Source organism: Streptomyces sp. NPDC041205 (genome assembly GCF_055591765.1).
Genome location: NZ_JBVIZH010000017.1, coordinates 23721 through 48566 on the forward strand (window position 1 = coordinate 23721; position 24846 = coordinate 48566).

19 protein-coding genes and 1 pseudogene are annotated in these 24846 nt (G+C 71.1%); 8 read left to right on the forward strand and 12 right to left on the reverse strand.

All coding sequences use genetic code 11. The features are described 5' to 3' along the window. Positions 1-55: 55 nt before the first annotated feature. Both ACZ6BG_RS38520 and ACZ6BG_RS38525 read left to right on the forward strand, forming a co-directional pair. Positions 56-1057: pseudogene (locus ACZ6BG_RS38520) on the forward strand (C40 family peptidase); the annotation flags it as partial. 571 nt (positions 1058-1628) lie between these two features. After that, positions 1629-2333 carry a phosphatase PAP2 family protein gene (locus ACZ6BG_RS38525; RefSeq protein WP_469010918.1) on the forward strand — a complete coding sequence of 235 codons (705 nt, stop codon included), beginning with the start codon at positions 1629-1631 and terminating at the stop codon, positions 2331-2333. 39 nt (positions 2334-2372) lie between these two features. On the opposite strand, the gene ACZ6BG_RS38530 is transcribed toward ACZ6BG_RS38525, so the two are convergent. Next, positions 2373-3953, reverse strand: coding sequence for an FAD-binding oxidoreductase (locus tag ACZ6BG_RS38530; protein WP_469010920.1), 1581 nt, complete (start codon positions 3951-3953; stop codon positions 2373-2375). A gap of 413 nt (positions 3954-4366) precedes the next feature. Between ACZ6BG_RS38530 and ACZ6BG_RS38535 the strand changes: the two genes are divergently transcribed. Both ACZ6BG_RS38535 and ACZ6BG_RS38540 read left to right on the forward strand, forming a co-directional pair. Continuing rightward, positions 4367-5176 carry an SCO4651 family lipoprotein gene (locus tag ACZ6BG_RS38535; RefSeq protein ID WP_469011009.1) on the forward strand — a complete coding sequence of 270 codons (810 nt, stop codon included), beginning with the start codon at positions 4367-4369 and terminating at the stop codon, positions 5174-5176. 120 nt (positions 5177-5296) lie between these two features. Beyond that, positions 5297-5485 carry a hypothetical protein gene (locus ACZ6BG_RS38540; RefSeq protein WP_469011013.1) on the forward strand — a complete coding sequence of 63 codons (189 nt, stop codon included), beginning with the start codon at positions 5297-5299 and terminating at the stop codon, positions 5483-5485. An 87-nt stretch (positions 5486-5572) separates the two neighbouring features. On the opposite strand, the gene ACZ6BG_RS38545 is transcribed toward ACZ6BG_RS38540, so the two are convergent. Next, complete coding sequence (locus ACZ6BG_RS38545) at positions 5573-5941, reverse strand: metal-sensitive transcriptional regulator (protein ID WP_469010922.1); 369 nt, start codon at positions 5939-5941, stop codon at positions 5573-5575. Positions 5942-6108: 167 nt separating this feature from the next. On the opposite strand from ACZ6BG_RS38545, the gene ACZ6BG_RS38550 reads away from it, so the two are divergent. Together ACZ6BG_RS38550 and ACZ6BG_RS38555 are read left to right on the forward strand one after the other, a co-directional pair. Then, positions 6109-6729 (forward strand): DUF47 domain-containing protein, encoded by a 621-nt coding sequence (locus ACZ6BG_RS38550; RefSeq protein ID WP_289949001.1) that lies wholly within the window; start codon positions 6109-6111, stop codon positions 6727-6729. A 9-nt stretch (positions 6730-6738) separates the two neighbouring features. Beyond that, positions 6739-7737, forward strand: coding sequence for an inorganic phosphate transporter (locus ACZ6BG_RS38555; RefSeq protein WP_385718049.1), 999 nt, complete (start codon positions 6739-6741; stop codon positions 7735-7737). 234 nt (positions 7738-7971) lie between these two features. Here ACZ6BG_RS38555 and ACZ6BG_RS38560 read toward each other — a convergent pair whose 3' ends face one another. From ACZ6BG_RS38560 to mshD, 9 genes are all read right to left on the reverse strand, one after another. Beyond that, positions 7972-9408 carry an integrin alpha gene (locus ACZ6BG_RS38560; RefSeq protein ID WP_469010926.1) on the reverse strand — a complete coding sequence of 479 codons (1437 nt, stop codon included), beginning with the start codon at positions 9406-9408 and terminating at the stop codon, positions 7972-7974. Between the two features lie 203 nt (positions 9409-9611). Next, complete coding sequence (gene pstB / locus ACZ6BG_RS38565) at positions 9612-10388, reverse strand: phosphate ABC transporter ATP-binding protein PstB (protein WP_468462025.1); 777 nt, start codon at positions 10386-10388, stop codon at positions 9612-9614. A 97-nt stretch (positions 10389-10485) separates the two neighbouring features. Next, positions 10486-11565, reverse strand: coding sequence for a phosphate ABC transporter permease PstA (gene pstA, locus ACZ6BG_RS38570; protein WP_469010929.1), 1080 nt, complete (start codon positions 11563-11565; stop codon positions 10486-10488). Beyond that, positions 11562-12587 carry a phosphate ABC transporter permease subunit PstC gene (gene pstC, locus ACZ6BG_RS38575; protein ID WP_468462021.1) on the reverse strand — a complete coding sequence of 342 codons (1026 nt, stop codon included), beginning with the start codon at positions 12585-12587 and terminating at the stop codon, positions 11562-11564. The genes pstA and pstC overlap by 4 nt, the downstream gene beginning before the upstream one ends. Positions 12588-12683: 96 nt before the next feature. Continuing rightward, positions 12684-13805 (reverse strand): phosphate ABC transporter substrate-binding protein PstS, encoded by a 1122-nt coding sequence (pstS, locus tag ACZ6BG_RS38580; protein ID WP_469010932.1) that lies wholly within the window; start codon positions 13803-13805, stop codon positions 12684-12686. A 351-nt stretch (positions 13806-14156) separates the two neighbouring features. After that, complete coding sequence (locus ACZ6BG_RS38585) at positions 14157-14585, reverse strand: NUDIX hydrolase (RefSeq protein WP_469010934.1); 429 nt, start codon at positions 14583-14585, stop codon at positions 14157-14159. Then, the gene (locus ACZ6BG_RS38590) at positions 14582-15955 is read right to left on the reverse strand and encodes a CHAD domain-containing protein (protein ID WP_469010936.1); all 1374 of its coding nucleotides are present in this window, start codon (positions 15953-15955) and stop codon (positions 14582-14584) included. Before ACZ6BG_RS38590 ends, ACZ6BG_RS38585 begins: the two co-directional genes overlap by 4 nt. Next, positions 15936-18329, reverse strand: a complete 2394-nt coding sequence (locus ACZ6BG_RS38595; RefSeq protein ID WP_469010939.1) for an RNA degradosome polyphosphate kinase — start codon at positions 18327-18329, stop codon at positions 15936-15938. The genes ACZ6BG_RS38590 and ACZ6BG_RS38595 overlap by 20 nt, the downstream gene beginning before the upstream one ends. Positions 18330-18548: 219 nt before the next feature. Next, a complete protein-coding gene (gene mshD / locus ACZ6BG_RS38600) occupies positions 18549-19475 on the reverse strand; it encodes a mycothiol synthase (RefSeq protein ID WP_469010941.1) in 927 nt (308 codons plus the stop codon). Positions 19476-19773: 298 nt separating this feature from the next. Here mshD and ACZ6BG_RS38605 point away from each other — a divergent pair, with 298 nt between their 5' ends. Both ACZ6BG_RS38605 and ACZ6BG_RS38610 read left to right on the forward strand, forming a co-directional pair. Then, the gene (locus ACZ6BG_RS38605) at positions 19774-21609 is read left to right on the forward strand and encodes a bifunctional metallophosphatase/5'-nucleotidase (RefSeq protein WP_469010943.1); all 1836 of its coding nucleotides are present in this window, start codon (positions 19774-19776) and stop codon (positions 21607-21609) included. A gap of 91 nt (positions 21610-21700) precedes the next feature. Beyond that, positions 21701-22954, forward strand: coding sequence for an LmeA family phospholipid-binding protein (locus tag ACZ6BG_RS38610; protein WP_469010944.1), 1254 nt, complete (start codon positions 21701-21703; stop codon positions 22952-22954). 105 nt (positions 22955-23059) lie between these two features. Here the strand turns inward: ACZ6BG_RS38610 and abc-f are convergent, their stop codons facing one another. After that, entirely contained in the window at positions 23060-24724 is a 1665-nt protein-coding gene (gene abc-f, locus ACZ6BG_RS38615) for a ribosomal protection-like ABC-F family protein (RefSeq protein ID WP_469010947.1), read from the reverse strand. Between the last annotated feature and the right edge of the window lie 122 nt (positions 24725-24846).

Sequence of the window (24846 nt, forward strand, 5' to 3'; positions counted from 1 at the left end):
GCCCCGCCTCTACACTGGCCCCGGCGGACTCCCGGGCGGCGAGGGGTGGTTGACGGTGCGTAAGGCATGGCTGCTCGCAGGCGTCGCGTTCAGCGGGTCCATGGGATTCATGATGCTGCTCGTCGTCGGGACCTTCGTCGCGGCGGGCAGCCTCGCCGACCAGTCCGGGGGCGGTGGGAACGTCGGGCTCGCCAAGGGCGCGGTGCCCGCCTCGTACCAGCCGCTGGTGCAGAAGTGGGGCAATCTCTGCAAGGCCATCAACCCGGCTCTGCTCGCCGCCCAGCTGTACCAGGAGAGCGGGTTCAACCCGCGGGCGCAGAGCCCGGCGGCGGCGCAGGGGATAGCGCAGTTCATCCCCGGGACCTGGGCCTCGCACGGGCTCGACGGCGACGGCGACGGCGATCGGGACGTGTGGGACCCCAAGGACGCCATCCCGTCGGCGGCCTCGTACGACTGCAAGCTCGCCAAGTACGTGAAGGACGCGCCCGGCGATCCGACGAGGAACATGCTCGCCGCGTACAACGCGGGCGCCTACGCCGTGATCAAGTACGGCGGCGTGCCCCCGTACCGCGAGACGCAGAACTACGTCAAGATCATCACGACCCTGGAGAAGAGTTTCGCCCGGCCCATCGACCGCGTGAACCCCTCCCAGCAGGCGGCGGGCGCCATCTACTACGCGCAGAAGAAGCTCGGCACCGAGTACCTGTGGGGCGGCAACGGAACCGCCGACCAGGGCGGCAAGTTCGACTGCTCCGGGCTCACCCTGGCCGCGTACCGCAGTGTCGGCATCACCCTGCCGCGGGTGGCCAACGACCAGTACAACGCCGGGCCGCACCCCAAGCGCGAGGAGCTGCTCCCCGGTGACCTGGTGTTCTTCTCGGACGACCTCAGCAACTCGCGTGCCATCCGGCACGTGGGGATCTACGTCGGCGGCGGCTACATGATCGACGCCCCCCGGCCCGGCGCGGTGATCCGTTTCGACCCGGTCGATACGCCGGACTACTTCGGGGCCACGCGAGTCACCAAAGATGGCGCAAAAGCGATCCCCGAGAAGCCGGTGGAGAAGCTCGTGGAGCGGCCCGGAGGGAAGCCCGGGAACGCTGAGAAGGCTGAGAAGCCCGGGAAGGCGGAGGAGAGTCCGGCGGAGGAATCGGAGCGGCCCGGGGAGTCGGACGTGGATCCCGAAGGCGGTCCCGCCGAGGAACCTTCCGGTTCGCCCTCGGGAGGGCCCGCCGCCCGCCCCTCGGGGCGGCCTTCGGACGGGGGCGTAGAGGCCTGACGCGGACCCGCGCCACCGCTCGATCCGGTGCTCGGGAGGGGGCGCTCCGGTGCTGAGCGGAGGGCGCGCGCACGGCGCGCGCGCCGCGTGATCTGGCTTGAACCCTCCGTTGAAGCAACCCCCTGAGCTGCGGCGATGAATCTCTCTTCGATAACGTCTGAGTGATCATTCGGTGGAGAGTGGAACGTATGGAAGGGGACCAGGCGTTCCCTTGTCTGGTACGGCACGTACGCGAAGAACAGCGCGGGGAGCACTGAACCAGCGGCACGACTGCACTGACCACGGGGGTTGATGGAAGGGCGCACGACCACGTGCGCTCGCGAGTGAGAAGACAAGGGGCCACAGCATCATGGCTGGACTCGATGATTCCGGGTCGAACCCCGACGTCAGCCTGCTCTACGACATCAACGGCCTGGCCGAGGACGCCCCCGGCTGGCTCGCGCGGACCATGGAGTTCGTCGGTGAGTACGGACTCCTGCTCGCCCTGGTCCTGCTCGTCGTGTGGTGCTGGTGGGGAGCCCGCCGCCGCCCGGTCCTCGACGACGCGGCCTCGTCCGTCGCCGCCGTCGTGTGGGCGCCGCTCGCCGCCGGTATCGCCGTCCTGGTGAACGTACCGATAAGAGGCTTCGTGGAACGCCCGCGCCCCTTCGAGGACCACCAGGGCCTGGAGGTCCTGGTCGACGGCAAGACCGACTACTCCTTCGTGAGCGACCACGCGACGCTCGCCATGGCCATCGGCGTCGGCCTCTTCGTCGCCAACCGCAAGTTCGGCGTCGCCGGTATCGCGCTCGCCGTCGCCGAGGGCTTCTGCCGGGTCTTCATGGGCGTGCACTACCCCACCGACGTCGTCGGCGGGTTCGCGCTCGGCACGGCCGTCGCGCTGCTGCTGTCGCCGCTCGCCATGGCCCTGCTGACCCCCGTCGCCAAGGCCGTCGCCCGCTCCGGGAAGGCCTCCCGGCTGGTGTGGCGCGGCCCCGGCGAGGTCGAGCCGGTCGCCGCCCTGGCCGAGCAGGAGCCGGCGCCGGGCGCCGACGAGCGGGACCTGGCGGCCTAGCCCGGGGCAACGCCTACAGGACCTGGCCCGGGGCAACGCCTACAGAGCCTGCGGGAACGAGAAGAAGCGCGTCGGGTCGTACTGCTTCTTGAGCTTCTTCAGGCGCGGTGCCGCCTGCCCGTAGTACGCCTCCCGCCAGTTGGTGAGCGTCGGGTCCGCGTAGTTCTGGTACGCCGCCCCGGACGCGTACCGCCGCATCCCGGTGTGGGCCGTGTTCAGCCAGGACTGCGCGGTGCCGCCGGAGGTGCCCGCGCGCCAGGACACGATGTACTGGGCGAGCATCCGCGAGCGCCGGTGGACGAACGCCGTGGCCGTCGGGTCGACGCGGTTGATGGCGCCGCCGAGCGCGGTCAGGGCGATGCTGCCCGCGGTGCCGCGCTCGCCCCGCACGCCCTCGATCTGGTGGAGCAGTGCGCGGATGCCCGCGCTGGAGAGGGAGCGGTCGAAGAAGTCGGAGCGGGCCGCGTACGTCTCCCGGCCGAGCGCGCCGCTCGGCGTGCGGCCCGGCGTCGAGCCCGGCAGATGGCACTGGGCGTCCGAGGCGAACGACGAGCAGCCCGCGTACACCTCCATGGCCTGCTCGTACGTGCGCCGCTTCAGGGAGACGCTGCGCGCCGGTGAACCCACCTTGTCGGCGAGGCGGTCGACGGCGTTCTGCAGCGAGCCGTAGGTGCCGAGGGAGAACGCGGCGACGGAGATGGTGGGCGTGCCGCCCGGCACCGCCGCGAGGTGCGCCGACGACCAGATCTCGTCCGGCTGCGAAGGCCCCCATTCCTGCCAGGCCTTGAGGACGGCGGCGGCCTTCGACCAGGGCCAGGTCAGATACGCGGAGACGGCCTGCGGGGCGGGGTGGGTGCGGAAGGTCAGCTCGGTGACGATGCCGAACTGGCCGTTGCCCGCGCCGCGCAGCGCCCAGAAGAGGTCCTTGTTCTCGCTCCTGCTGGCCCGTATTTGCTTGCCGTCCGCCGTGATGAGGGTCGCGCCGGTGAGGCTGTCGCAGGTCAGGCCGTAGGCGCGGGAGACCACGCCGTGGCCGCCGCCGAGGGTGAGGCCGCTGATGCCGACGGTCGGGCAGGAGCCCGCGGGTATGGTGACGCCCTTCGCGGCGAGCGCGCGGTAGACGTCGATGAGCTTGGCGCCGCCGCCGATCGTGGCGGTGGTGCCGCTGGAGCGGACGCGGTTCAGCTTGGAGACGTCGATGACGAGGCGGCCCGTGCCGGAGGACCAACCCGCGTACGAGTGGCCGCCGTTGCGGATGGACACGGGGGTGTCGTGGGCGCGGGCGTAGGCCAGGGTGGTGCGGATGTCGTCGACGCCCGCGACATAGGCGACGGCGGTCGGCTTCAGGTTGTCGAAGCGGGTGTTGTAGAGCTGGCGGGCGGTGGCCCAGGCGGCCTCGTTCGGGCGGACCAGGGTGCCGTCCAGGTCCCGGGAGAGGGCGGCGAGGCTGGCCGGGGCGGAGGCGGCGGCCGTCTTGATCGGCGTGGTGCCGGTGCTGGTGTGCGCCGTTCTCGTCGTGGCGGTGCCGCTCGCCCTGCCGGAGTCCGCGCCGCTGGTGCAGGCGGTGGTGGCCGCCGCGAGTGCGGCGGTCGTCGTTCCGAGGAACGTACGTCGTTGCATGAGGCCCTCCCGTTGCTTCCCGCACAACGAGACGGTGCGGGCGCTTGCGGGGTTCCCGTGGACGGGCGCCGTGAACGTTCCCGTCGCGAACGTTCTCGTCGGGGGCGCGGCGCACGTTCCCGCCGCGAGCGCGCTACACCGCCTGCGCCATGTGATCGGCCGCGTCCGTGCGGGCCCTGCTGCGCGCTCTTCGGGCCGGGCCGCGCCAGCCGCAGGTGCACCGGGCGGCGCAGAACGGGCCGTTCTCGACGGTGGAGGTCCGGTGCGGTTGCGGAGATCGCTGCTCAGCCACCCGACCACGGTACGCCCGCCGGGTGAACCCGTTCCCGCGTGACGACCCCTCGGACCGGTCGTTAATCGAAACGGCAAGGGGCCGGGTGTTGACGCGGGAAAGGCTGGGGGTCGGCGGGGCGATGGAGCGGCGCGGGCGCAGGGACAGGGCGGCCGCCGCGGGTGCGGCGGCGCTGATGGCGCTGGCCACGGCGTGCGCCGGTGGCGGGGCCGCGGCCAGCGACGACCCGGCGGCGGCCGACCCCGTCGGCGCGGTGCGGGCCGTACCCGACTCCCTGGTGCGCGCCGGGAGTTCCCGCGCGCGCACGGCCATGGAGATGGCCAGCGGCGGCACCCGCGTGACCGTCAGGGGCCGCGGCGGGTACGACTTCCGGCGCCGCGTCGGCCGCCTCGACGTCGTGCTGCCGCAGGACCCCGCCGGGCGCAGGCCGCCCGTCACCGAGCTGCTCGCGGGCGGGGACCTGTACATGAAGAACCGGGGCGCGGGCGTGCCCGCCGACAAGTGGGTGCACATCGAGACGGCGTCCCTGTCCGACGGGAACCTCGTCACCGGCGGCGCCACCGACCCGTTCGCCGCGGCCGAACTCCTGCGCGGCGCGGGCGAGGTGACGTATGTGGAGCGGACCCGGCTCGACGGCGTCGACGTGCGGCACTACCGCGGGGTGGTGGACCTGGCCCGGGCCGTGCGGGCGGCGTCGAAGGAGCACCGGCCGGCGCTGCGGGCCGCGGTGGAGAAAGGGTTCAGCAAGGCCGGGGTGCCGTTCGACGCCTACCTCGACGGGCGGGGGCGGCTGCGTGAGGTACGCCACCGTTTCCAGGTCGCGGACACGACGGTGGCGTCGACGACCTCGCTGTACGGGTACGGGGCGCCGGTGCGGGTGCGGCTCCCCGCGGCCGCCGACATCTTCGCCGGGAAGATCGCCGAGCACTGAGCCGTTGCACGGGGTGAGGGGTGGAATATGGTCCGTCCGTGCCATGCGCGGTGCGTAGGCCGCTCCCTACTCTAGGAAGCCGATACCGGCACGAGTTGTGGTCAGGAAGAGGTGGTGAACGTGGCCCCGGTGGGCGGAACGGCAGTTCAGGACCACGTTGCCCTCGCCGAGATCGAGCTGTGCGGAGACCTGATCATCGCGGCGTCCGCCGCGCGCGGTGAGCGGCTCAGCGCCGACCGGATCGACGAGGTGCTCAGGGTCTCCGACGGGGTGGACGGCGGGGCGGTCCGGGACGAGTCCCGGACCTAGGGCCTGTCCGCCGCCGCGCGGCGGATCTCCCCGCCCGCCCCCGCTCACCGCGCGCCGTGAGCGGCACGCCGTAGACGTCACATCGCGTCAGGTGCGCAGCATCCTCGCGATGGCCTTCGTCGCCTCCTCGACCTTCGCGTCGATCTCGTCGCCGCCCTTGACCGCCGCGTCCGCGACGCAGTGGCGCAGGTGCTCCTCCAGGAGCTGGAGGGCGAAGGACTGCAGGGCCTTCGTGCCGGCGGAGACCTGGGTGAGTATGTCGATGCAGTAGACGTCCTCCTCGACCATCCGCTGCAGGCCCCTGATCTGGCCCTCGATGCGGCGCAGTCGCTTGAGGTGCTCGTCCTTCTGCTTGTGGTAGCCGTGCGTCTGGTGGGCCTCGCCCGTCGCTGTCGCCTGGTCCTCGCCGGAGGGCGCTTCGGTCGTGGCCGCGGCGGCCGTCTCTGTGGTCGTCATCGCGTCCTCCTGTGCATACCCCTAGTGGGTATAGGGTAGCCGATTCCTCGGGTGGTGTGCTGATCACTGTGCCTGATGGGCGACACTGGGGTCCGGCCGGTTAGCCGTGGCCGGATGATGCGCCTAGCATCAGCCTGACCGCATCCAAAGCACCCCGAGGACCCCACGTGCGATTTCGTCTGACCCCCAGGGAGACGAGCTTCTACGACATGTTCGCCGCATCCGCGGACAACATCGTCACCGGCTCGAAGCTCCTGATGGAACTGCTCGGGGCCGACGCCTCGGCCCGAGCCGAGATCGCTGAGCGTATGCGGGCCGCCGAACACGCGGGGGACGACGCGACGCATGCGATCTTCCACCAGCTGAACTCCTCGTTCATCACGCCGTTCGACCGCGAGGACATCTACTCCCTCGCGTCCTCGCTCGACGACATCATGGACGCCATGGAGGAGGCCGTCGACCTGGTCGTGCTCTACCAGGTCGAGGAGCTCCCCAAGGGTGTGGAGCAGCAGATCGAGGTGCTCGCCCGCGCCGCCGAACTGACGGCCGAGGCCATGCCGCATCTGCGCACCATGGACAACCTCACCGAATACTGGATCGAGGTCAACCGCCTGGAGAACCAGGCCGACCAGATCCACCGCAAGCTGCTCGCCCACCTCTTCAACGGCAAGTACGACGCCATCGAGGTGCTGAAGCTCAAGCAGATCGTCGATGTGCTGGAAGAGGCGGCCGACGCGTTCGAGCACGTCGCCAACACGGTGGAGACCATCGCGGTCAAGGAGTCCTGAGGCACCTCCATGGACACCTTCGCGTTGATCGTGACCATTGGCGTCGCGCTCGGTTTCACGTACACGAATGGCTTTCACGACTCCGCGAACGCCATCGCCACCTCCGTCTCCACGCGGGCGCTGACGCCACGCGCGGCACTCGCCATGGCCGCGGTCATGAATCTCGCCGGTGCCTTCCTGGGCAGCGGCATCGCCAAGACGGTCAGCGAAGGGCTGATCGAGACGCCGCACGGCACCAAGGGGATGTGGATCCTCTTCGCCGGTCTGGTCGGCGCCATCGTCTGGAACCTCGTCACCTGGTACTTCGGCCTGCCCTCCTCCTCGTCGCACGCGCTGTTCGGCGGTCTGGTGGGCGCGGCGCTCGCGGGCGGCATCGGGGTGATCTGGTCCGGGGTCGTCGAGAAGATCGTCATCCCGATGTTCCTGTCGCCGCTGGTCGGCCTGCTGGTCGGCTATCTGGTGATGTGCGCGATCATGTGGATGTTCCGCAAGTCCAACCCGCACAAGGCCAAGCGCGGCTTCCGGATCGCGCAGACCGTCTCGGCGGCCGGCATGGCGCTCGGCCACGGCCTCCAGGACGCGCAGAAGACCATGGGCATCGTGGTGATGGCCCTGGTCATCGCCGATGTCGAGGACGCGGGTGACCCGATCCCGATCTGGGTCAAGATCTCCTGTGCCGTGATGCTGTCGCTCGGCACGTACGCCGGTGGCTGGCGCATCATGCGCACCCTCGGCCGCAAGATCATCGAGCTGGACCCGCCGCAGGGCTTCGCCGCGGAGACCACGGGCGCGGGCATCATGTTCACCACCGCGTTCATGTTCCACGCGCCGATCTCGACCACGCACGTCATCACGTCCGCGATCATGGGCGTCGGTGCGACCAAGCGGGTGAACGCGGTGCGCTGGGGCGTCGCCAAGAACATCATCCTGGGCTGGTTCATCACGATGCCCGCGGCGGCGCTGGTCGCGGCGCTCAGCTTCTGGATCGTGAATCTGGCGTTCCTGTGATGCTGTCGCCCGTGGCGGTGCGGGATGACGGTGTCGGCTGGGGGGCCGGGGGTCGTCCCCCGGGGGATGCAGCATCACGATGCCGGCGGCTGCGCTGGTCGCGGCGCTGAGCTTCTGGATCGTGAATCTGGCGTTCCTGTAGGGGCGCGGGATGCGGGAGTGCCCCCGGTCCGGATCGTGGTTGATCCGGGCCGGGGGCACTTGTGTGTGCGGTCCTGCTCTCCGCGTACGTCCCTACTTCGCGAAGTACTCGCCGAAGTGGGCGGAGCCGTAGCCGCCGCCGAGGTTGAAGCTCTTGGCGCCGGTGCCGGTCACGCCGTCGGCGCCGGTCTGGAGCTGCCAGACCCGGCCGACGAAGGTGTCCTCGCCCATGCCGCCCACGTACACCTCGGGCTTGCCGTTCTTGTCGCCGTCGACGACGGCGACCGCCTCACCGAAGTGGTCCGACTTCTCCGAGGTGCTGGGGATGCCCTTGGAGTTCTGGGTCAGGACCTTGGCGCCCTCGGTGGTGACGCCGGTCTTGCTGCCGCGCAGCATGGTGACCGAGCCGGACACGGCCGTGGCCGGGTCCGTGGCGGACTCCCAGGAGGCGCCGACCAGGAGGTCGCCGTAGCCGTCCTTGTCCAGGTCGCCGACGGACACGTCGGTGCCCCAGCGGTCGCCCTTCTCGTTCACGCCGGGGACACCCGGGCTCTCCTGGTCGTAGTGGCGCGCGGGCAGGGTCTTGCTCACGCCGTCCGGACCGCCGTACGTGACGGTGATGCCGCCGTACATCTTGACGTCGGACGCCTGCGGGGTGCCGACGAAGTCCTGGTAGCCGTCGCCGTTCAGGTCGCCGAAGGTGCCGGTGTGGCGGGAGTCGAGCTTGCCGCCGGGGACCAGGCCGTCGCGGGTGCCCTTCAGGACGCGGGCCTCGGAGGTCCAGTAGGGGTTGCGGATGGAGCCCATGGCCACCACGTCGTCGATGCCGTCGCCGGTCATGTCGCCGATCTCGGCGCCGCTGACGGCGAACCCGTCCTCGGCCTCGGTGTCCTGGAAGGCGATGGCGTCCGGCTTGCCGGTGGTCCGGCTGATGGGGCCGTACAGCATGCCCAGGCCCCACTTGGCCCCGCCTCCCATCGGGCCGACCTGGGCGGCGCCGACGATGTCGGCCTTGCCGTCGCCGTTGACGTCGCCGATGCCGTGCCAGGCCGAGCGGAAGGCGGGGGACTTCGCGGAGCTGCCGTCGCCGCCGACGACCTCGGTGCCGCCGGAGATGCCGTCCTTGCCGCCCCACAACACGAGCTGGTCGCCGCCGTCGCTGATCAGCACGTCGTCGTAGCCGTCGTCGTCGAGGTCGCCGTAGTCGGCCTTGGTGCCCCAGCCGTAGCCCGTCTCCTTGGGCTCGCCCGGGACGCCCGGGGTGGCGCGGCTGATCAGCTGCTGCTTGTCGTACTTCAGGCCCTCGGCCGAGCCGTAGACGATGGAGACGAGGCCGGCCCGCTTGATGCCGTCGATCTTGGCGCTGGGCGCTCCGACGGCCAGGTCCGGGTAGCCGTCGCCGTTGAAGTCGGCGGCGGGCTTCGTGGCGGCGGGCTTCGCGGGGGCCGCGGGGGCGGCCTGGGCCGGGGCGGTGATGCTCAGCAGGGCCGCGGCACAGGCCGCGGCCGTGAGGTAGGTGGTGCTGCGCAAGATGGGTCCCCCAGATGGGCGTCAGACCGGGACGGTGTCGCCGGTCATGGTTCCGACGCCGAGGATGACCAACGGGAGAGCCGGATAGTTGGTGTGACGCAGCTAACGGGCCCGCCCCCCGGGAGCCAGGGGGCGGGCCCTTTTCGTCCCTGCGGTGGCACCGCCATGCAGCACCGCGGGGAGTTCTGTCCGGCCGGGGAGGCCTAGCCGAAGCGGCCGGAGATGTAGTCCTCGGTCGCCTGGACCGACGGGTTGGAGAAGATGCGCTCCGTCTCGTCGATCTCGATGAGCTTGCCGGGCTGGCCGACGGCCGAGAGGTTGAAGAAGGCCGTGCGGTCCGAGACGCGCGCCGCCTGCTGCATGTTGTGCGTCACGATGACGATCGTGAAGCGCTCCTTCAGCTCGCCGATCAGGTCCTCGATGGCGAGGGTGGAGATCGGGTCGAGCGCCGAGCACGGCTCGTCCATCAGGAGCACCTGCGGCTCGACCGCGATGGCGCGGGCGATGCACAGGCGCTGCTGCTGACCGCCGGAGAGGCCGGAGCCCGGCTTGTTCAGGCGGTCCTTGACCTCGTTCCAGAGGTTGGCGCCCTTGAGGGACTTCTCGACGACGTCGTTCAGCTCGCTCTTCTTGTACGAGCCGTTGAGCTTCAGGCCCGCCGCGACGTTGTCGAAGATCGACATGGTCGGGAAGGGGTTGGGGCGCTGGAAGACCATGCCGATGGTGCGGCGCACGTTCACCGGGTCCACGCCGGAGCCGTACAGGTCGTCGCCGTCGAGGAGCACCTTGCCGTCGACGCGGCCGCCGGGGGTGACCTCGTGCATGCGGTTCAGGGTGCGCAGGAACGTGGACTTGCCGCAGCCGGACGGGCCGATGAAGGCCGTCACGGAGCGCGGCTCCACGGTCATGGAGATGTCTTCGATCGCCTTGTGGGAACCGTAGTAGGCGTTCAGGCCCGATACGTCGATTCGCTTGGCCATGGAGATCACTGCTTCTTTCGAAAGTCTGCTGCGTCGGTCGCTGTATGGCCCCGCTCGGCGCAGCCGAATGCTGTCGCGTCGGAGCCGATGGGTCGCCTCAGCGACCGGTCTTCGGGGCCTTCCAGCGGGCGAGGCCGCGGGCCACGAGGTTGAGGATCATGATGAAGGCGATCAGGGCGAGCGCCGCTGCCCAGGCACGGTCGTAACCGGCGTTCGTGCCGGACGCGTACTGCTGGTAGATGTACAGCGGCAGCGAGCCCTGCGGTCCGTTGAACGGGTCCGTGTTGATGAACGGGTTCGTCCAGACCAGGAGCAGCACGGGCGCGGTCTCGCCGGCGATGCGGGCGACGGCCAGCATGACGCCGGTCGTGATGCCGCCGATCGCGGTGGGCAGGACCACCTTCAGGATGGTGCGCCACTTCGGTACGCCGAGGGCGAGCGATGCCTCGCGCAGCTCGTTCGGGACGAGCTTCAGCATCTCCTCGGTGGAGCGTACGACCACCGGCATCATCAGGATCGACAGCGCCATGGCGCCGGCCCAGCCGGAGAAGTCGAAGCCCAGGATCAGGATCCAGAAGCTGAGGACGAACAGACCGGCGACGATGGACGGGATGCCCGTCATGACGTCGACGAAGAACGTGACGGCCTTGGCGAGCTTGCCCCGCCCGTACTCGACGAGGTAGATCGCGGTGAGCAGGCCGATCGGCACGGCGATCAGGCAGGCGAGGCCGACCTGCTCCAGGGTGCCGATGATCGCGTGGTAGATGCCGCCACCGGGCTCGTCGTCGGCGACGACGCCCATCGAGTGGCTCAGGAAGTACCCGTCGAAGACCTTCGTGCCGCGCTGGACGGTCTCGAAGATGAGCGAGGCCAGCGGCACGACGGCCAGCAGGAACATGACCCACACCAGCGAGGTGGCGAGGCGGTCCTTGGCCTGGCGGGTGCCCTCGACGGTCGCCGCGAGGAAGTACGAGACGCCGACGAACACGATCGCCGAGATCAGGCCCCACTGGAGGCGGGAGCTGAGGTCGGCCGCGAGGCCGATGCCGCTGCCCACGGCGAGGGAGCCGACGGCGATGACGTAGGGCGCCCAGCGGGGCAGCCGCGCGCCCTGCAGGTCGGAGGGGGCGGGCTTGCCGTCGGGGGTACCGGTGGGCTTGATGGTCGTGGTGCTCATGCGTTGGCCCCCGAGTACTCCTTGCGGCGGGCGATGATCAGCCGGGCCGCGCCGTTGACAAGGAGAGTGATGACGAAGAGGACGAGACCGGAGGCGATGAGGGCGTCCCGGCCGTACTCGCTGGCCTCACTGAACTTGCTGGCGATGTTCTGCGCGAACGTGCCGCCGCCGTAGTCGAGCACGGACGCCTGGATCACGAAGGTCGGGGAGAGCACGGTGGCCACGGCGATCGTCTCGCCGAGCGCGCGGCCGAGGCCCAGCATCGAGGCGGAGATGATGCCGGAGCGGCCGAAGGGGAGCACCGACATGCGGATGACCTCCCAGCGCGTGGCGCCGAGGGCGAGCGCGGCCTCCTCGTGCATCTTCGGGACCTGGAGGAAGACCTCGCGGCTCACGTTGGTGATGATCGGCAGGATCATGATCGCGAGCAGGATGCCGACCGTCATGAGGGAGCGCGGGGCGCCGCCCTGGTACTCGAAGATTCCGGTCCAGCCGAAGTAGTCGTCGAGCCAGCTGTAGAGCCCGGTGAGGTTCGGGGCGACCACGAGGGCGCCCCACAGGCCGTACACGATCGAGGGCACGGCGGCCAGGAGGTCGATCACGAAGGCGATGGGGGCGGCGAGCCTGCGCGGCGCGTAGTGCGAGATGAACAGCGCGATGCCGATGGCCACGGGCACGGCGATGGCGAGCGCGATGATCGAGCTCACGATGGTGCCGAAGACCAGGACGGCGATGCCGAAGTAGGGCTTGCCGTCGTGCAGGGAGCCCGCGGGGTCCCACTCGAAGGTGGTGAGGAAGTTGCCCTCGTTGTCCGCGAGCGCGATGGACGCGCGGTAGGCGAGGAAGGCCGCGACGGCGGCCATGATCAGCAGCAGCGTGATGCCGGAGCCTCGGGAGAGCGCGAGGAAGATCCGGTCACCGGGGCGGGTGGCACCGCGTGCGGCGCGCTTCTGCTCGGTGGTCGTCGGCTTGGCGTCCTCGACGTGCGAGGGCGGGGGAGGCGTGTCGGTGGGTATGTCCATGGGGTTCTCCGGTCTGCGGAGCCGGCCGTGCGGTCGGCTCCAGGCGGCGGTGCACCGGACGGCGCGGCCCGCCGGGGAGGCGGGCCGCGCTCAGGTTCAGCTCAGGCCCTTGACGGTCTCGCGGACCTTGGTGATGATCTCGGTCGGCATCGGCGCGTAGGCCTCGTCCTTGAGGACGGACTGGCCGTCCTCGCTGGCGATGTAGTTCAGGAAGGACTTCGTGGTGGCGAGGGTGTCCTTCTTGTTGTTCTTCTCGCAGACGATCTCGTACGTGACCAGGATGATCGGGTACGCGCCCTCGGCCGTGGGCTTGTAGTTCAGCTCCATGGCGAGGTCCTTGCCCTTGCCGACGACCTTGGCCTCGGAGATGGCCTTGGAGGCGTTGTCGACGGTGGCCTTGACCGGCTCCTTGGCGCCCGTCTTGATGTCGACGGTCTTGATGCCCTCCTTGACGTACGACAGCTCCATGTAGGAGATGGCGCCCTCGGTCTGCTTCACCTGCTGGGCCACGCCGGAGGAGCCGCTCGCGGACTGGCCGCCCTTGGCCGCCCAGACCTTGGCGGGCTCGTGCGGCCAGGCGGAGGGCGCGGCGCCCTTCAGGTACTTGGTGAAGTTGTCCGTGGTGCCGGACTCGTCCGAGCGGTGGAAGGCCTGGATCTTGGTGCCGGGGAGCTTGGCGTCGGGGTTGAGCTTCTTGATCGCCTTGTCGTCCCAGGTCTTGATCTTGTCGTTGAAGATGTCGGCGACGGTCTTGGGGTCCAGGGTGAGGCTGTCGACGCCCGGGACGTTGTAGCTGATCGCGATCGGGCCGCCGACCATCGGCAGGTCGATGGCCTGGCTGCCCTTGCAGACCTTCTTCGACTCGGCGATCTCCTCCGGCTTCAGGGCCGAGTCGGAGCCCGCGAAGGCGGTCTGGCCCTGGAGGAAGGAGGTGATGCCGGCGCCGGAGCCGTCCGGCTTGTACTGCAGCTGCACTTCCTTGCAGGCCGCGCGGTACTGCTTCACCCAGGCGTCGATCGCGCCCTTCTGCGCGGACGAGCCGGAGGCCATGAGCTGACCCTTGGCGTCCTCGCAGTTGATGTTGCTGTTGGCGGTGGTCTTCTTGCCGCCGTTGCTGCTGCCGTCGTCGTCCGAGCCGCACGCCGTGAGGGCCAGGGCGCCGGAGACGGCGAGAGCACCGAGGGTGAGGGCCCGCCGGTTCATGCGCTGAAGCTTCACTGTCGGGAGTTCCTTCCGGGAGCCGCCGGGCGGCGGCGTGCGAAGTCTGTACGAGTGGCCGTAGGTGGCCGTGGGGCAAAGCGCGCGTTGCCGGGGCGGTCTGTGCGATCGCGCCACGCATCACGTAGGGCCGAAATTAGGCAGATCAGGTGAAGTGACCGATGGCCGTAAATGAACGCGCGGTGAACCTACGAGGACTTTGTGGTTAGGTCACGGTCGGATTACGCAGCGAGGGGCACGACGAGGCGGCGGCACCCCGTGAGCGGGGTGCCGTCGACCAGCGAGGTATGACTCCACGTGTCCGGCCGGGCACTCTCGGTCTCCGGCGCGTGCCCGGTCCGCACCTTTCCGTCAGGACTCGTCCACCGGGCGCAGCGTGGTGACCAGGGCGTCCAGGAGCTCGCGGTCGCGTACCTGGGTGAGGCGGGCGCGGGCCTCGGCAGGGGGAAGCCAGCGGACGCGGTCCACCTCGCGGTTCGGGGTGAAGTGGCCGTGGGTGGCCTCGGCGGCCCAGTAGTGGACCACCTTCGGGCGGCCGCCCGTGCGGTAGTGGACCGTGGGCAGGGGCAGACCCGGGACGCAGTGGTGGCCGGTTTCCTCCCCCACCTCGCGCACGGCGCCCGCCAGCGGGGACTCGCCCGGCTTCAGCTTGCCCTTGGGGTGCGACCAGTCGTCGTACTTCGGCCGGTGCACCACGCAGACCTCGAGGCCGCCCGGTACCGGCGCGCGGCGCCACAGCACGCAGCCCGCCGCGCGGATCAGGTCCGGCGGCCTCGTCACGGTGCCGTGACCGCCTCGCGGAGCCAGGCCCGCTGGAAGGCGAACCTCGCCGCCTCCACCTCGTGGCGCTGGTCGGCGTGCAGCACGCCGAGGGCGTACGCGGTGGCCGGGGCGATGCGGGGGGTGCGGGCCGCCGAGGCGGCCGCGGCCGCCGCGTCCGCGGCCTCGCGGTGCAGGTCCAGGGCCTGGCCCGCCTGGAGGAGGCGCGGGTCGAGGGGGGCCTCGCCGAGGAGGACCTCCTGGGCGTAGCGGTGCAGGCGCAGCAGCGAGCGGACCTTCAGCCAGGGGGCGTCCTGGGCCTCCGGCGCGGTGTCCGCCGCGAGGCCGTGGACCAGGGCCTCCGCGTTGTACGGGTGGCCCGCCCTGATCAGGGGCAGGGCGGCCACTGCCTCCGCCAGGTGCTGTTCGGCCGTCGCGGCCAGGGGTTTGAGGTCGGCGTCCGGGGCGTCCCGCAGCGGGACCTCGCTGGCGAGGACGGCCACGTTGTCCGCCACCGCGTGGAAGCGGGAGGAGCCGAAGGCCTGGAGCGCGGCGGAGTGGGCCCGGGTGCGGGCCAGGGTGAGCTGGCGCTCCAGGAGCGCGGCGGCCTTGGCTGCGCCAATGGCCAGGGGGCCGGTGGGCTTTTTGGCGGGGCCGGAGCCGGGGGTTTGCGCGGGGAGGCCGGACTGGCGGGACCGGGACGTTTCGGCACCGTCGACCGGGGGCTGGGCCCACCCGTCCCCGAGTTCTCGACTTCGCTCGAACAGGGGAGACCCCAATCGCCCCGCGGAACGCCTGCCCACAGCACTTGCGGCTGCGGGTGAGGGGTGGCCTGCGGAACGCCTGCCCGCAGCGGTGGGGTCGGTGGGAGGGGTGCCGGTGGCCGCGCCTCGCGGCGTGGAGCCGCCCGCGCCGCCCGGCCCCTGCCTCCCGCCCCGCGCGTTGCCCAGGAGTTCCTCGGCCTGCTGCTCCGCGAGCTGTGAAGGGTGGGCGGGCGGGGGGAAGGCGCCGCGCAGCGGCGGGGTCGCCGGGGACGGCAGGGGAGCCGGTGGGGGTGGGGAGGAGAGGCGGTGGAGGGCCGTGAGGAGGCGTTCCAGGCGCGTGGCGTAGGCGTGTTCGCGGGCCAACGTGCCGGACAGCCAGGCCAGCTCCGGGCGCAGGGACTCAGTCCACTCCGGGTCGAGGAGGGGCCTGAAGGTGTGCAGCGTGGCGCCGACCCTGCGGGACGCGCGCCGCAGGGCCCGCGCCGCCTCCAGGGACTCCTCGGCGCCCTGCGCGTCCGTGGCGGACTCGCGGTGCAGCCGCAGTGAGCGGAGGAAGTCGGTCGCCTGGTCCTGCAGGTAGACCGACAGCGTCTCGCCCGCCGTCATCTCATGGTGTTGCTGTGCCACGCCGGCGCCTCCGGGCGTCTATGAGCATCTCCTGTACGTTTCGCAGGGGCTGGCCGTCCGGGTCCGTGGCATGCCGCGTCCAGTTGCCGTCCGCCCCCAGGTGCCACGAGGCCGTGGTGTCCGACATGCCGGTCTCAAGGAGCCGGTTCAGGGTCGCCCGGTGCGCCGGGGCCATCACCCTGACCAGGGCCTCGATACGGCGGTCGAGGTTGCGGTGCATCATGTCGGCGCTGCCGATCCACACCTCGGGCTCGCCCCCGTTGCCGAAGGCGAAGATCCGGGAGTGCTCCAGGAAACGGCCGAGCACGGACCGGACGCGTATGTTCTCGGACAGGCCCGCGACCCCCGGCCGCACCGCGCAGATCCCGCGCACCCACACGTCCACCGTCACCCCGGCCTGCGAGGCGCGGTACAGCGCGTCGATGACGGCCTCGTCCACGATCGAGTTGACCTTGATGCGGACGTAGGCGGGGCGGCCCGCGCGGTGGTGCTGGATCTCCCGGTTGATGCGGGTGATCAGGCCGTCGCGCAGGGACTTGGGGGCGACGAGCAGGCGCCGGTAGGTCTCGCGCCGCGAGTAGCCCGAAAGCCGGTTGAAGAGGTCGGAGAGGTCGGCGCCGACTTCCTGGTTGGCGGTGAGCAGCCCCAGGTCCTCGTAGAGGCGGGCGGTCTTGGGGTGGTAGTTGCCGGTGCCCACGTGGGAGTACCGGACAAGGTTGTCACCCTCCTGGCGGACCACGAGCGACAGCTTGCAGTGGGTCTTCAGGCCGACCAGGCCGTACACGACATGGCAGCCCGCCTCCTCCAGCTTGCGCGCCCACTTGATGTTGGCCTGCTCGTCGAAGCGGGCCTTCAGCTCGACCAGGACGAGGACCTGCTTGCCGGACTCGGCGGCGTCGATGAGCGCGTCCACTATCGGGGAGTCGCCCGAGGTGCGGTACAGCGTCTGCTTGATGGCGAGGACGTTCTCGTCGGCCGCGGCCTGCTCCAGGAAGGCCTGCACGGACGTGGAGAACGAGTCGTAGGGGTGGTGCAGGAGCACGTCGTGGTCGCCGCGCAGGGCCGCGAAGATGTCGGGCGCGGACGCCGACTCGACCTCGGCGAGGTCGCGGTGGGTGCCCGCGACGAACTTCGGGTACTTCAGCTCGGGCCGGTCCAGGCCCGCGATGGAGAAGAGGCCGGTGAGGTCGAGGGGGCCCGGCAGCGGGTGCACCTCGGACTCGCCGATCTTCAGCTCCCGCATCAGCAGGTCGAGCACCTTGCGGTCGATGGACTCCTCGACCTCTAGGCGCACCGGCGGCCCGAAGCGGCGCCGCATCAGTTCCTTCTCCAGGGCCTTGAGGAGGTTCTCGGCGTCGTCCTCCTCGACCTCCAGGTCCTCGTTCCTGGTGAGGCGGAACATGTGGTGCTGCTTGATGTTCATGCCCGGGAACAGTTCCTGGAGGTGCTTGGGCGCGGCGATGACGTCCTCGATGGGGACGTAGCGCTGCGGGGACGCCTCGAGGAAGCGGGACAGGAGCGGCGGGACCTTGACGCGCGCGAAGTGCTCGTGGCCCGTGACCGGGTTCTCGATCACCACGGCGAGGTTCAGGGACAGACCCGAGATGTACGGGAAGGGGTGCGCGGGGTCCACGGCCAGGGGAGTGAGGACCGGGAAGATCCGGTGCATGAAGAGGGTGTAGAGCCGGGACTGCTCCTTGTCGGTGAGCTCGTGCCAGCGCACCACGTGGATGCCCTCGTCGGCGAGCGCCGGGGCGACCTCTTCCTGGTAGCAGGCGGCGTGCCGGGCCATGAGCTCGCGGGAGCGGGACCAGATCAGCTCCAGGACCTCGCGGGGCTGCAGGCCTGAGGCCGAACGGGTGGCGACGCCGGTCGCGATGCGCCGCTTCAGGCCCGCCACCCGGACCATGAAGAACTCGTCCAGGTTCGAGGCGAAGATCGCGAGGAAGTTCGCCCGTTCCAGGAGCGGGGTGTTCGGGTCCTCGGCGAGTTCCAGGACGCGTTCGTTGAAGGCGAGCCAGCTGCGCTCCCGGTCCAGGAAACGGCCCTGCGGCAGCTCCGCGCCGCCGTACCCCGCCTGGGCGTCCTCGTCGTATCCGTCCAGGTCGGCGTCGATGTCGGGGTCCAGATCGGAGACCGTGGCCGCGATGGTGTGCGGCCGGTGGGCGGCCAGGGAGCCGACGGACGGCTGTGCGTGGCGCACCCCGGGGACGTCGGCGTGCTGGCTGTCGGACTGCGCGGTGGGCTCGCTCATGCGCCCATTGTTCCGCGCGGTGCCCGCTCCGGGCGCGCCGAGGGACTCGGGCGCGAGACGGACCTTGCCGTTCTGGCGCGATCCGTCCGGCGCGGGTTCGGGCACGGTGGGGGGCTGCATTGCCTGAGCGTCGCAAGGCTGTCTGAATCAGTGGTTACGCCGACATGACGCCTGGGAGTTCGCATGGATACCCCCAGACGTCTACACGCGAGGGCGCGCCGCAGGGCGTACGGCGGCGCAGGGCCCGGAAGCAGGCACACACCGCGGCGGCCGCGAGTGCCAGGACGGTCCCGGACTCGATGAGCTGTACGTGGTGTTCACGGACGTGGTGTTTACGGTTCACGACTCCGTGCGGTACATCAGGTCCGTCTCGTGCGTCACGAAGCCGAGGCGCTCGTACACGCTCACCGCCGCCTTGTTGTCCGCGTCGACGTACAGCATCGCCGTCGGCAGCCCGGCCGCCGCGAGGTGCCGCAGGCCGATGGTGGTGAGCGCCTTGCCGAGCCCGCCGCCCTGCGCGCCGGGGCGCACCCCGACGACGTACACCTCGCCGAGCCGCTCCGCCGCGTGCGTCTTCGTCCAGTGGAAGCCGACCAGATCACCGTCCGCCTCGCGCTCGGCCAGGAAGAACCCGGCCGGGTCGAACCACGGCTCGGCCTTGCGGTCGTCGAGGTCGCGCTGGGTGAGGGAGCCCTGCTCGGGGTGGTGGGCGAAGGCGTCGGCGTTCACCGCGAGCCACGCGGCGTCGTCCTCGCCGGGGACGAAGGCGCGTACGCGGACCCCCTCCGGAAGCACCGGCTCCGGCAGGTCCAGGTCCGCCAACGGGCGCCGCATCTGCCGCAGTTCCCGGAACAGGGTGAGGCCGAGGACCTGGGCCAGGTGGCGCGCCGCGGAGTGCCCGCCGTGCGCCCACACCCGCAGCCGCCGCCCCGACTCCGCGAGCAGCGCGGTGCCGAGCGCCCGCCCGTGCCCGTGCCCCCGGTGCGCCGGGTGCACGACCAGCTCGGCGGCGGGGGCCTCCACGGGGTCGGTGTCCTCCAGCTGGGCGTAGCCGACGAGTTCGCCGCCGACGGTCAGGAGCAGATGGCGCACACCCGCCCGCTCCCCGCCGCGCAACTGCAGCCGCCCCTGCTCGGACACGGCCTGCTGCCCGTCCGTGCGAGCCGCCTCCACGAGGAGCCCGAGCACGGCCTCGGCCTGTTCGGCCGTGAGCACGTCGAGGGTGTCGATCCGGCGGAGGGGGGCGGGGGCCTGGTCGTCAGTCATGGGACGAGCGTACGGCGCCGGGCCGGCTGTCTTGAGCCCGTCCGGCGTTCAGTGACGGACGAGCCATCCTGAGCCCCTCATGGGGTCCCCTGCTCCTTTAGAGCTTGGGGGAGATGGAGGACGAGTAGAGCTTGGGGGAGACGGAGGACGAGCGCGCCGGCGCGATGAACCCCAGCCGAAGCGCTCCCGCAGACAAAAGGCAACCACCCTGTAACCACCGGGGCCCTGTTGCGCTACGCGCGTTGACCTTAGGCTGCCCGACGGCCCAAGTCGTCCCGAACACCCCCGGGGGTAACCCTTGCCCGCCACACCGAAACACCGAAGGCCCAGGCGCCGCGCCACCCGCGTCCTCGCCGTCGCGGCGGGCATCGCCACCGTGGGGGCGCTCGCCGTCGCCCTGCCCGCGAGCGCGGGGCAGGACGCGCGGAGCGGCGCCGCGGCCAAGGACAAGAAGCGCACGGTCGACGTGCAGTTGCTGTCCTTCAACGACTTCCACGGCAACCTCCAGGCACCCGCGGGCTCCTCGGGCCAGGTCACCGAGAAGCAGCCGGACGGGACCGAGAAGAAGATCGACGCGGGCGGCGCCGAGTACCTGGCGACGTCCCTGCGCACGGCCCGCAAGGGCCACCCGTACTCCATCACCGCCGCGGCCGGCGACCTCATCGGCGGCAGCCCGCTGCTCTCGGGGCTCTTCCACGACGAGCCGACCGTCGAGGCCCTGAACAAGATGGACCTCGACGTCTCCAGCGTCGGCAACCACGAGTTCGACGAGGGCGCGCAGGAACTGGCGCGCATCCAGAACGGCGGCTGCCACCCCAAGGACGGCTGCTACGAGAAGGACAGGCACGGCAAGGCCAAGAAGTTCAAGGGCGCCGACTTCCCCTACCTCACGGCGAACGTCACCAAGGACAAGACCGGCAAGCCCCTCCTCAAGCCCTACTCGGTGTGGAAGCACAAGGGCGTGAAGATCGGCTTCATCGGGCTGACCCTGGAGGGCACCCCGGACATCGTCTCGGCCGACGGCATCAAGGGCCTGAAGTTCCACGACGAGGTCGAGACGATCAACAAGTACGCGAAGATCCTCGACAAGCAGGGCGTGAAGTCGATCGTCACGCTCATCCACGAGGGCGGCTCCCCGGCGAGCCAGGCGTACAACTACAACTGTGACTCCCCGGGCGCGGGCGACGGCATCTCGGGCCCGATCACCGCGATCGCCAAGGCCGCGTCGCCCAAGGTCGACGCGTTCGTGACCGGCCACACCCACCAGGCGTACGTCTGCACCATCCCGGACCCGTCGGGCAAGCCGCGCATGGTCACGTCGGCGTCCTCGTACGGAAAGCTGTACACGGACACCACGCTGACGTACGACCGCAGGACCAAGGACATCGTCCGCACCAGCGTGAAGTCCGCGAACCACGTCGTCAGCCGTACGCAGCGCAAGGCCCGCGACATGAAGCGCCTCATCCGCCGCTGGGACAAGCTGGCCGCGCCCATCGCGAGCAAGCCCGTCGGCTTCATCTCCGGCGACATCCCCGGCCGCGGCGCCACCTCGCCCGAGTCCCCGCTCGGCGACCTGATCTCCGACGCGCAGCTCGCGCACGCCAAGTCCCTGGACCCCAAGGCGAGCCTGGCCCTGATGAACCCGGGCGGTATCCGCTCCGACCTCGTCCACAAGGCGAGCGGCAATGAGGGCGACGGGGTCGTGACGTACGGCGAGGCGTTCACCGTGCAGCCGTTCAGCAACACCGTGAATCTCGTCGACCTCACCGGCGCGCAGCTTCTGACCGCGCTTCGCCAGCAGGTCAGCGGCCCGAACGAGGCCTCGCCGAAGATCCTCCAGGTGTCCGAAGGACTCACGTACACGCTCGACATGACGAAGTCCGGCGCCGACCGGATCGTCACCGACTCCGTGAAGCTGAACGGCAAGGCGCTCGATGCGAACGCCACCTACCGCGTCGCCCTGAACTCCTTCCTCGCGGGCGGCGGCGACGGCTTCGCCGAACTCGGCAAGGGCGCCAAGCCGCTGGTCGGCGCGGACGACCTGAAGGCGCTCAACGACTACTTCGCCGCCAACTCCTCGGCGGACAAGCCGATCGCGCCGCCGAAGGCCGACCGGATCACCGTGGTGCGCTGAGCAGAGCGTTCGCTTCAGCGCATAGTGCTGTGAAGTAGCTCTCCGGCGAACAAGCTTGGGGTGGGGTGTGAACGTATGGTGAGATCGCTTGATGCGTTCCCCCCACCGCATGGCCGTTTCTGATCCGTCTTCTGATCCATCCGAAGAGATGTCCCCCCGTCGTTCGTACGGAGCGACATCCCACCGCAATCCGTACGAAGAGCTCGGCGCCCTCGCGCCCAACCCCCTGGAGGACTTCCTCGAGGAGGAGCCCGAGGACGAGGCCGAGACTCCTTGGCAGCCGCCCAACCACCGGCGCGGCAGCCGTCGGCGCCGCAACCGGTTCGCCGGGCTCCCGCTGGCCGCGAAGGCCGTCGTCGCCCTCGCCGTCGCCGCCGCGTTCCTCGTCCTCGCCGACCGCTGGGCCCTGCTCTACGCCGAGCACGAGGCCGCCGACAAGCTCAAGGACCAACTGGACCTGAGCGCGGCCCCCGAAGTCGACATCGAGGGCTTCCCCTTCCTCACCCAGGTCTTCGACCAGCGCCTGGACGAGGTGAAGGTGACCGTCCCCGACGTCGCCGCAGACCGCGTCTCCCTCGCGAAGGTCTCCGCGACCGCCACCGACGTGACCATGAAGGGCGACGGACCCACCTCCCTGACCGGCGCCGTCATCGGCCGCATGCGCGGCGAGGTGCTCCTCTCCTTCGACGACCTCAACCGTGAACTGGGTGCCTCCCAGGTCACCTTCACCGGCCACGGCCGCGACAAGGTGTACGCCCGTGGCACCCTGCCCGTCGCCGGGCACGACCTCAAGGTCCGCGCCGACGCCCGCATCGAGCGCAACGGCGAGCGCGGTGTCGCCACCGACATCGACCGGATGCGCCTCGACATCGGCGACATGGCGACCTACCGGCCCGGCGCGCGGGAGTCCGAAGGGCTGCACCTCAGCCGCACGGGAGCCCGCCGCGTGGCCGACGAGTCGTCCCAGGCCAAGGCCCTGCTCGCGGTGCCCGAGATCGCCCGGCGGCTGGGTGTGCCGGGCGACGCCGTGCGGGAGGCGCTCCGCAGCGACGCCGAGCTCAACGACGTCACCGGGTCGCCGGAGTTCGTCGACGACGTGATGCGGTTGAACCTGATCGATGTGGCGGCGGGGCACCCCGCCCTCCTGAAGCGGCTCGGGCTCGACCCCGCCCTGCTCAAGGGCCTGGACGACCTCACCCGGCCCGTCCTCGTCGACCGCCTGTCACTGTCCTTCCAACTGCCGAGGCTGCCGGGGGAGGGGGCCATGCGGCTCCAGGGCGTGAAGGTGGAGAAGGACGGGATCCGGGTGGGGGTCGAGGGGTACGGGATCGGGTTCGGGACGTAGGCCCTGCGGGGCATTCCCCAGTCCCGCCCCTTCCCGAGCCCGGGGCTGCGCCCCCGGACCCCCGCTGATCGGCGCTCCGCGCCTCGTCCTCAAGCGCCGGACGGGCTAGACAGTTGCTGCTGGCTGGCCCGGCAGGTGCAGGGTCGGGCCCCGGTAACCCGCCCGAAGGCGTCGGTCGTGTGTCACCACGATCAGCGTCCCCTCGTACGTCGCGAGTGCCGCCTCCAGGTCCTCCACCAGGGCGGGTGAGACGTGGTTCGTCGGCTCGTCGAGGAGCAGCAGGTCGTACGGGCGCGTGACCAGGCGGGCCAGTTCGAGGCGGCGGCGCTGGCCCGTGGACAGGGTGCCGACCGGGCGTCGCAGGTCCGCCTCCCGGAACAGGCCGAGCGCGAGCAGTTCATCGCCCCGGTCCTCGCCGAAGGCGGCGAGCAGCGAACGCGCGCCCTCCGCGTCGGACAAGGGCGCCGCGACCTGCCGCAGCAGCCCGACCCGGGCGGGCCGCCGGACGGTGGCGCCCGGCTCGGGCTCGACCTCGCCCGCGAGGACCCGCAGCAGCGTGGACTTGCCCGCGCCGTTGGGCCCGGTCACGAGCAGCCGCCCGCCGGCCGGGACGCGCAGGGAGTCCAGGGCGAGCCGCCCCGGCACCCGCAGGTCGGCCACCTCGACCGCGCCGTCGGCCGCCCCCGCGATGCCCGCGCTGAACCGCAGCGGCTGCGGCGGCGCGGACACCGGGTTCTCCGTCAGACGGCCGAGGCGTTCGCGGGCGTTGCGGATGCGGCTCATCGCGCCGTGCGCCCGTGACCGGGCCCGGAAGGCGCCCGCGCCGCTGAAGGCCGCGGGGGCCTTGCGCGGGATCGCGTCGAGGCGTCCGATGCCGGAGTCGGCGAGCCGGGACTGGCGGGCCACCTCGGCGCGCCACTCCTCGTACTCCCGCTCGTGCCGGGCCCGTTCGGCGGCCTTGGCGGTCAGATAGCCCGCGTAGCCGTCGCCGTAGCGGCGCACGGATCGGGTGGCATGGTCGACCTCCAGGATGGTGTCGGTGACGCGGTCCAGGAAGGTCCGGTCGTGGGTGACGGCGACGAGGGTGCCGCGGTGGGCGCGCAGCCGCTCCTCCAGCCAGGCCACGGCCTCGTCGTCGAGGTCGTTGGTCGGCTCGTCGAGCAGCAGCAGTTCGGGGGCGGAGGCGAGGGTCGCGGCCAGGGCGAGCCGGGAGCGCTGCCCGCCGGAGAGCGTGCCGAGCCGCCGCGAGCGGTCGAGGCCGGTGTGCTCGCCCAGGTGCCGCAGGGCGATGTCGACGCGCCGGTCGGCGCCGTAGCCGCCGCGCGCCTCGAACCGGGCGACGAGCGCGGCGTAGGCGTCGTACGCGGCCGGGTCGGCGCCGTCCAGGTCCGCGCCCGCGGCCTGGATCCGGCGCTCCAGGGACCGCAGTTCGGCGAGCGCGAGGTCGACGGCGTCGCCGACGCGTGCGGAGTCCGGCAGGTCCAGGGTCTGGGCGAGGTGCCCGGTGCCGCCCGGGGCGACGACGGTGACGGTGCCGTTGTCGGCCCGCTCCCGCCCGGCGAGCAGCCGCAGCAGCGTGGACTTGCCCGAGCCGTTGTCCCCGATGACACCGGCTTTCTCGCCGGGCCGGACGGTGAGCCGGACGCGGTCGAGGACGAGGTGGTCGGCGTAGCGCTTGGTGACGTCGGTGAGGGTGAGCTGGGAGACGGTGGGGGTGGTGGTGGAGGCGGCGGAGGTAGCGGCGGCGGGTGCTGCTGGGGCACGGAACAAGTGGGGCTTCTTTCGCAGGCGACGGTGGGTGGGGCGCGTGTGGTGCGTGCACCCCTTCACTGGGTGACGAGACGTCTCGTCTCGCTTCAGCGATGGCTACCGTAGCGCATGCGGGCCGCCAA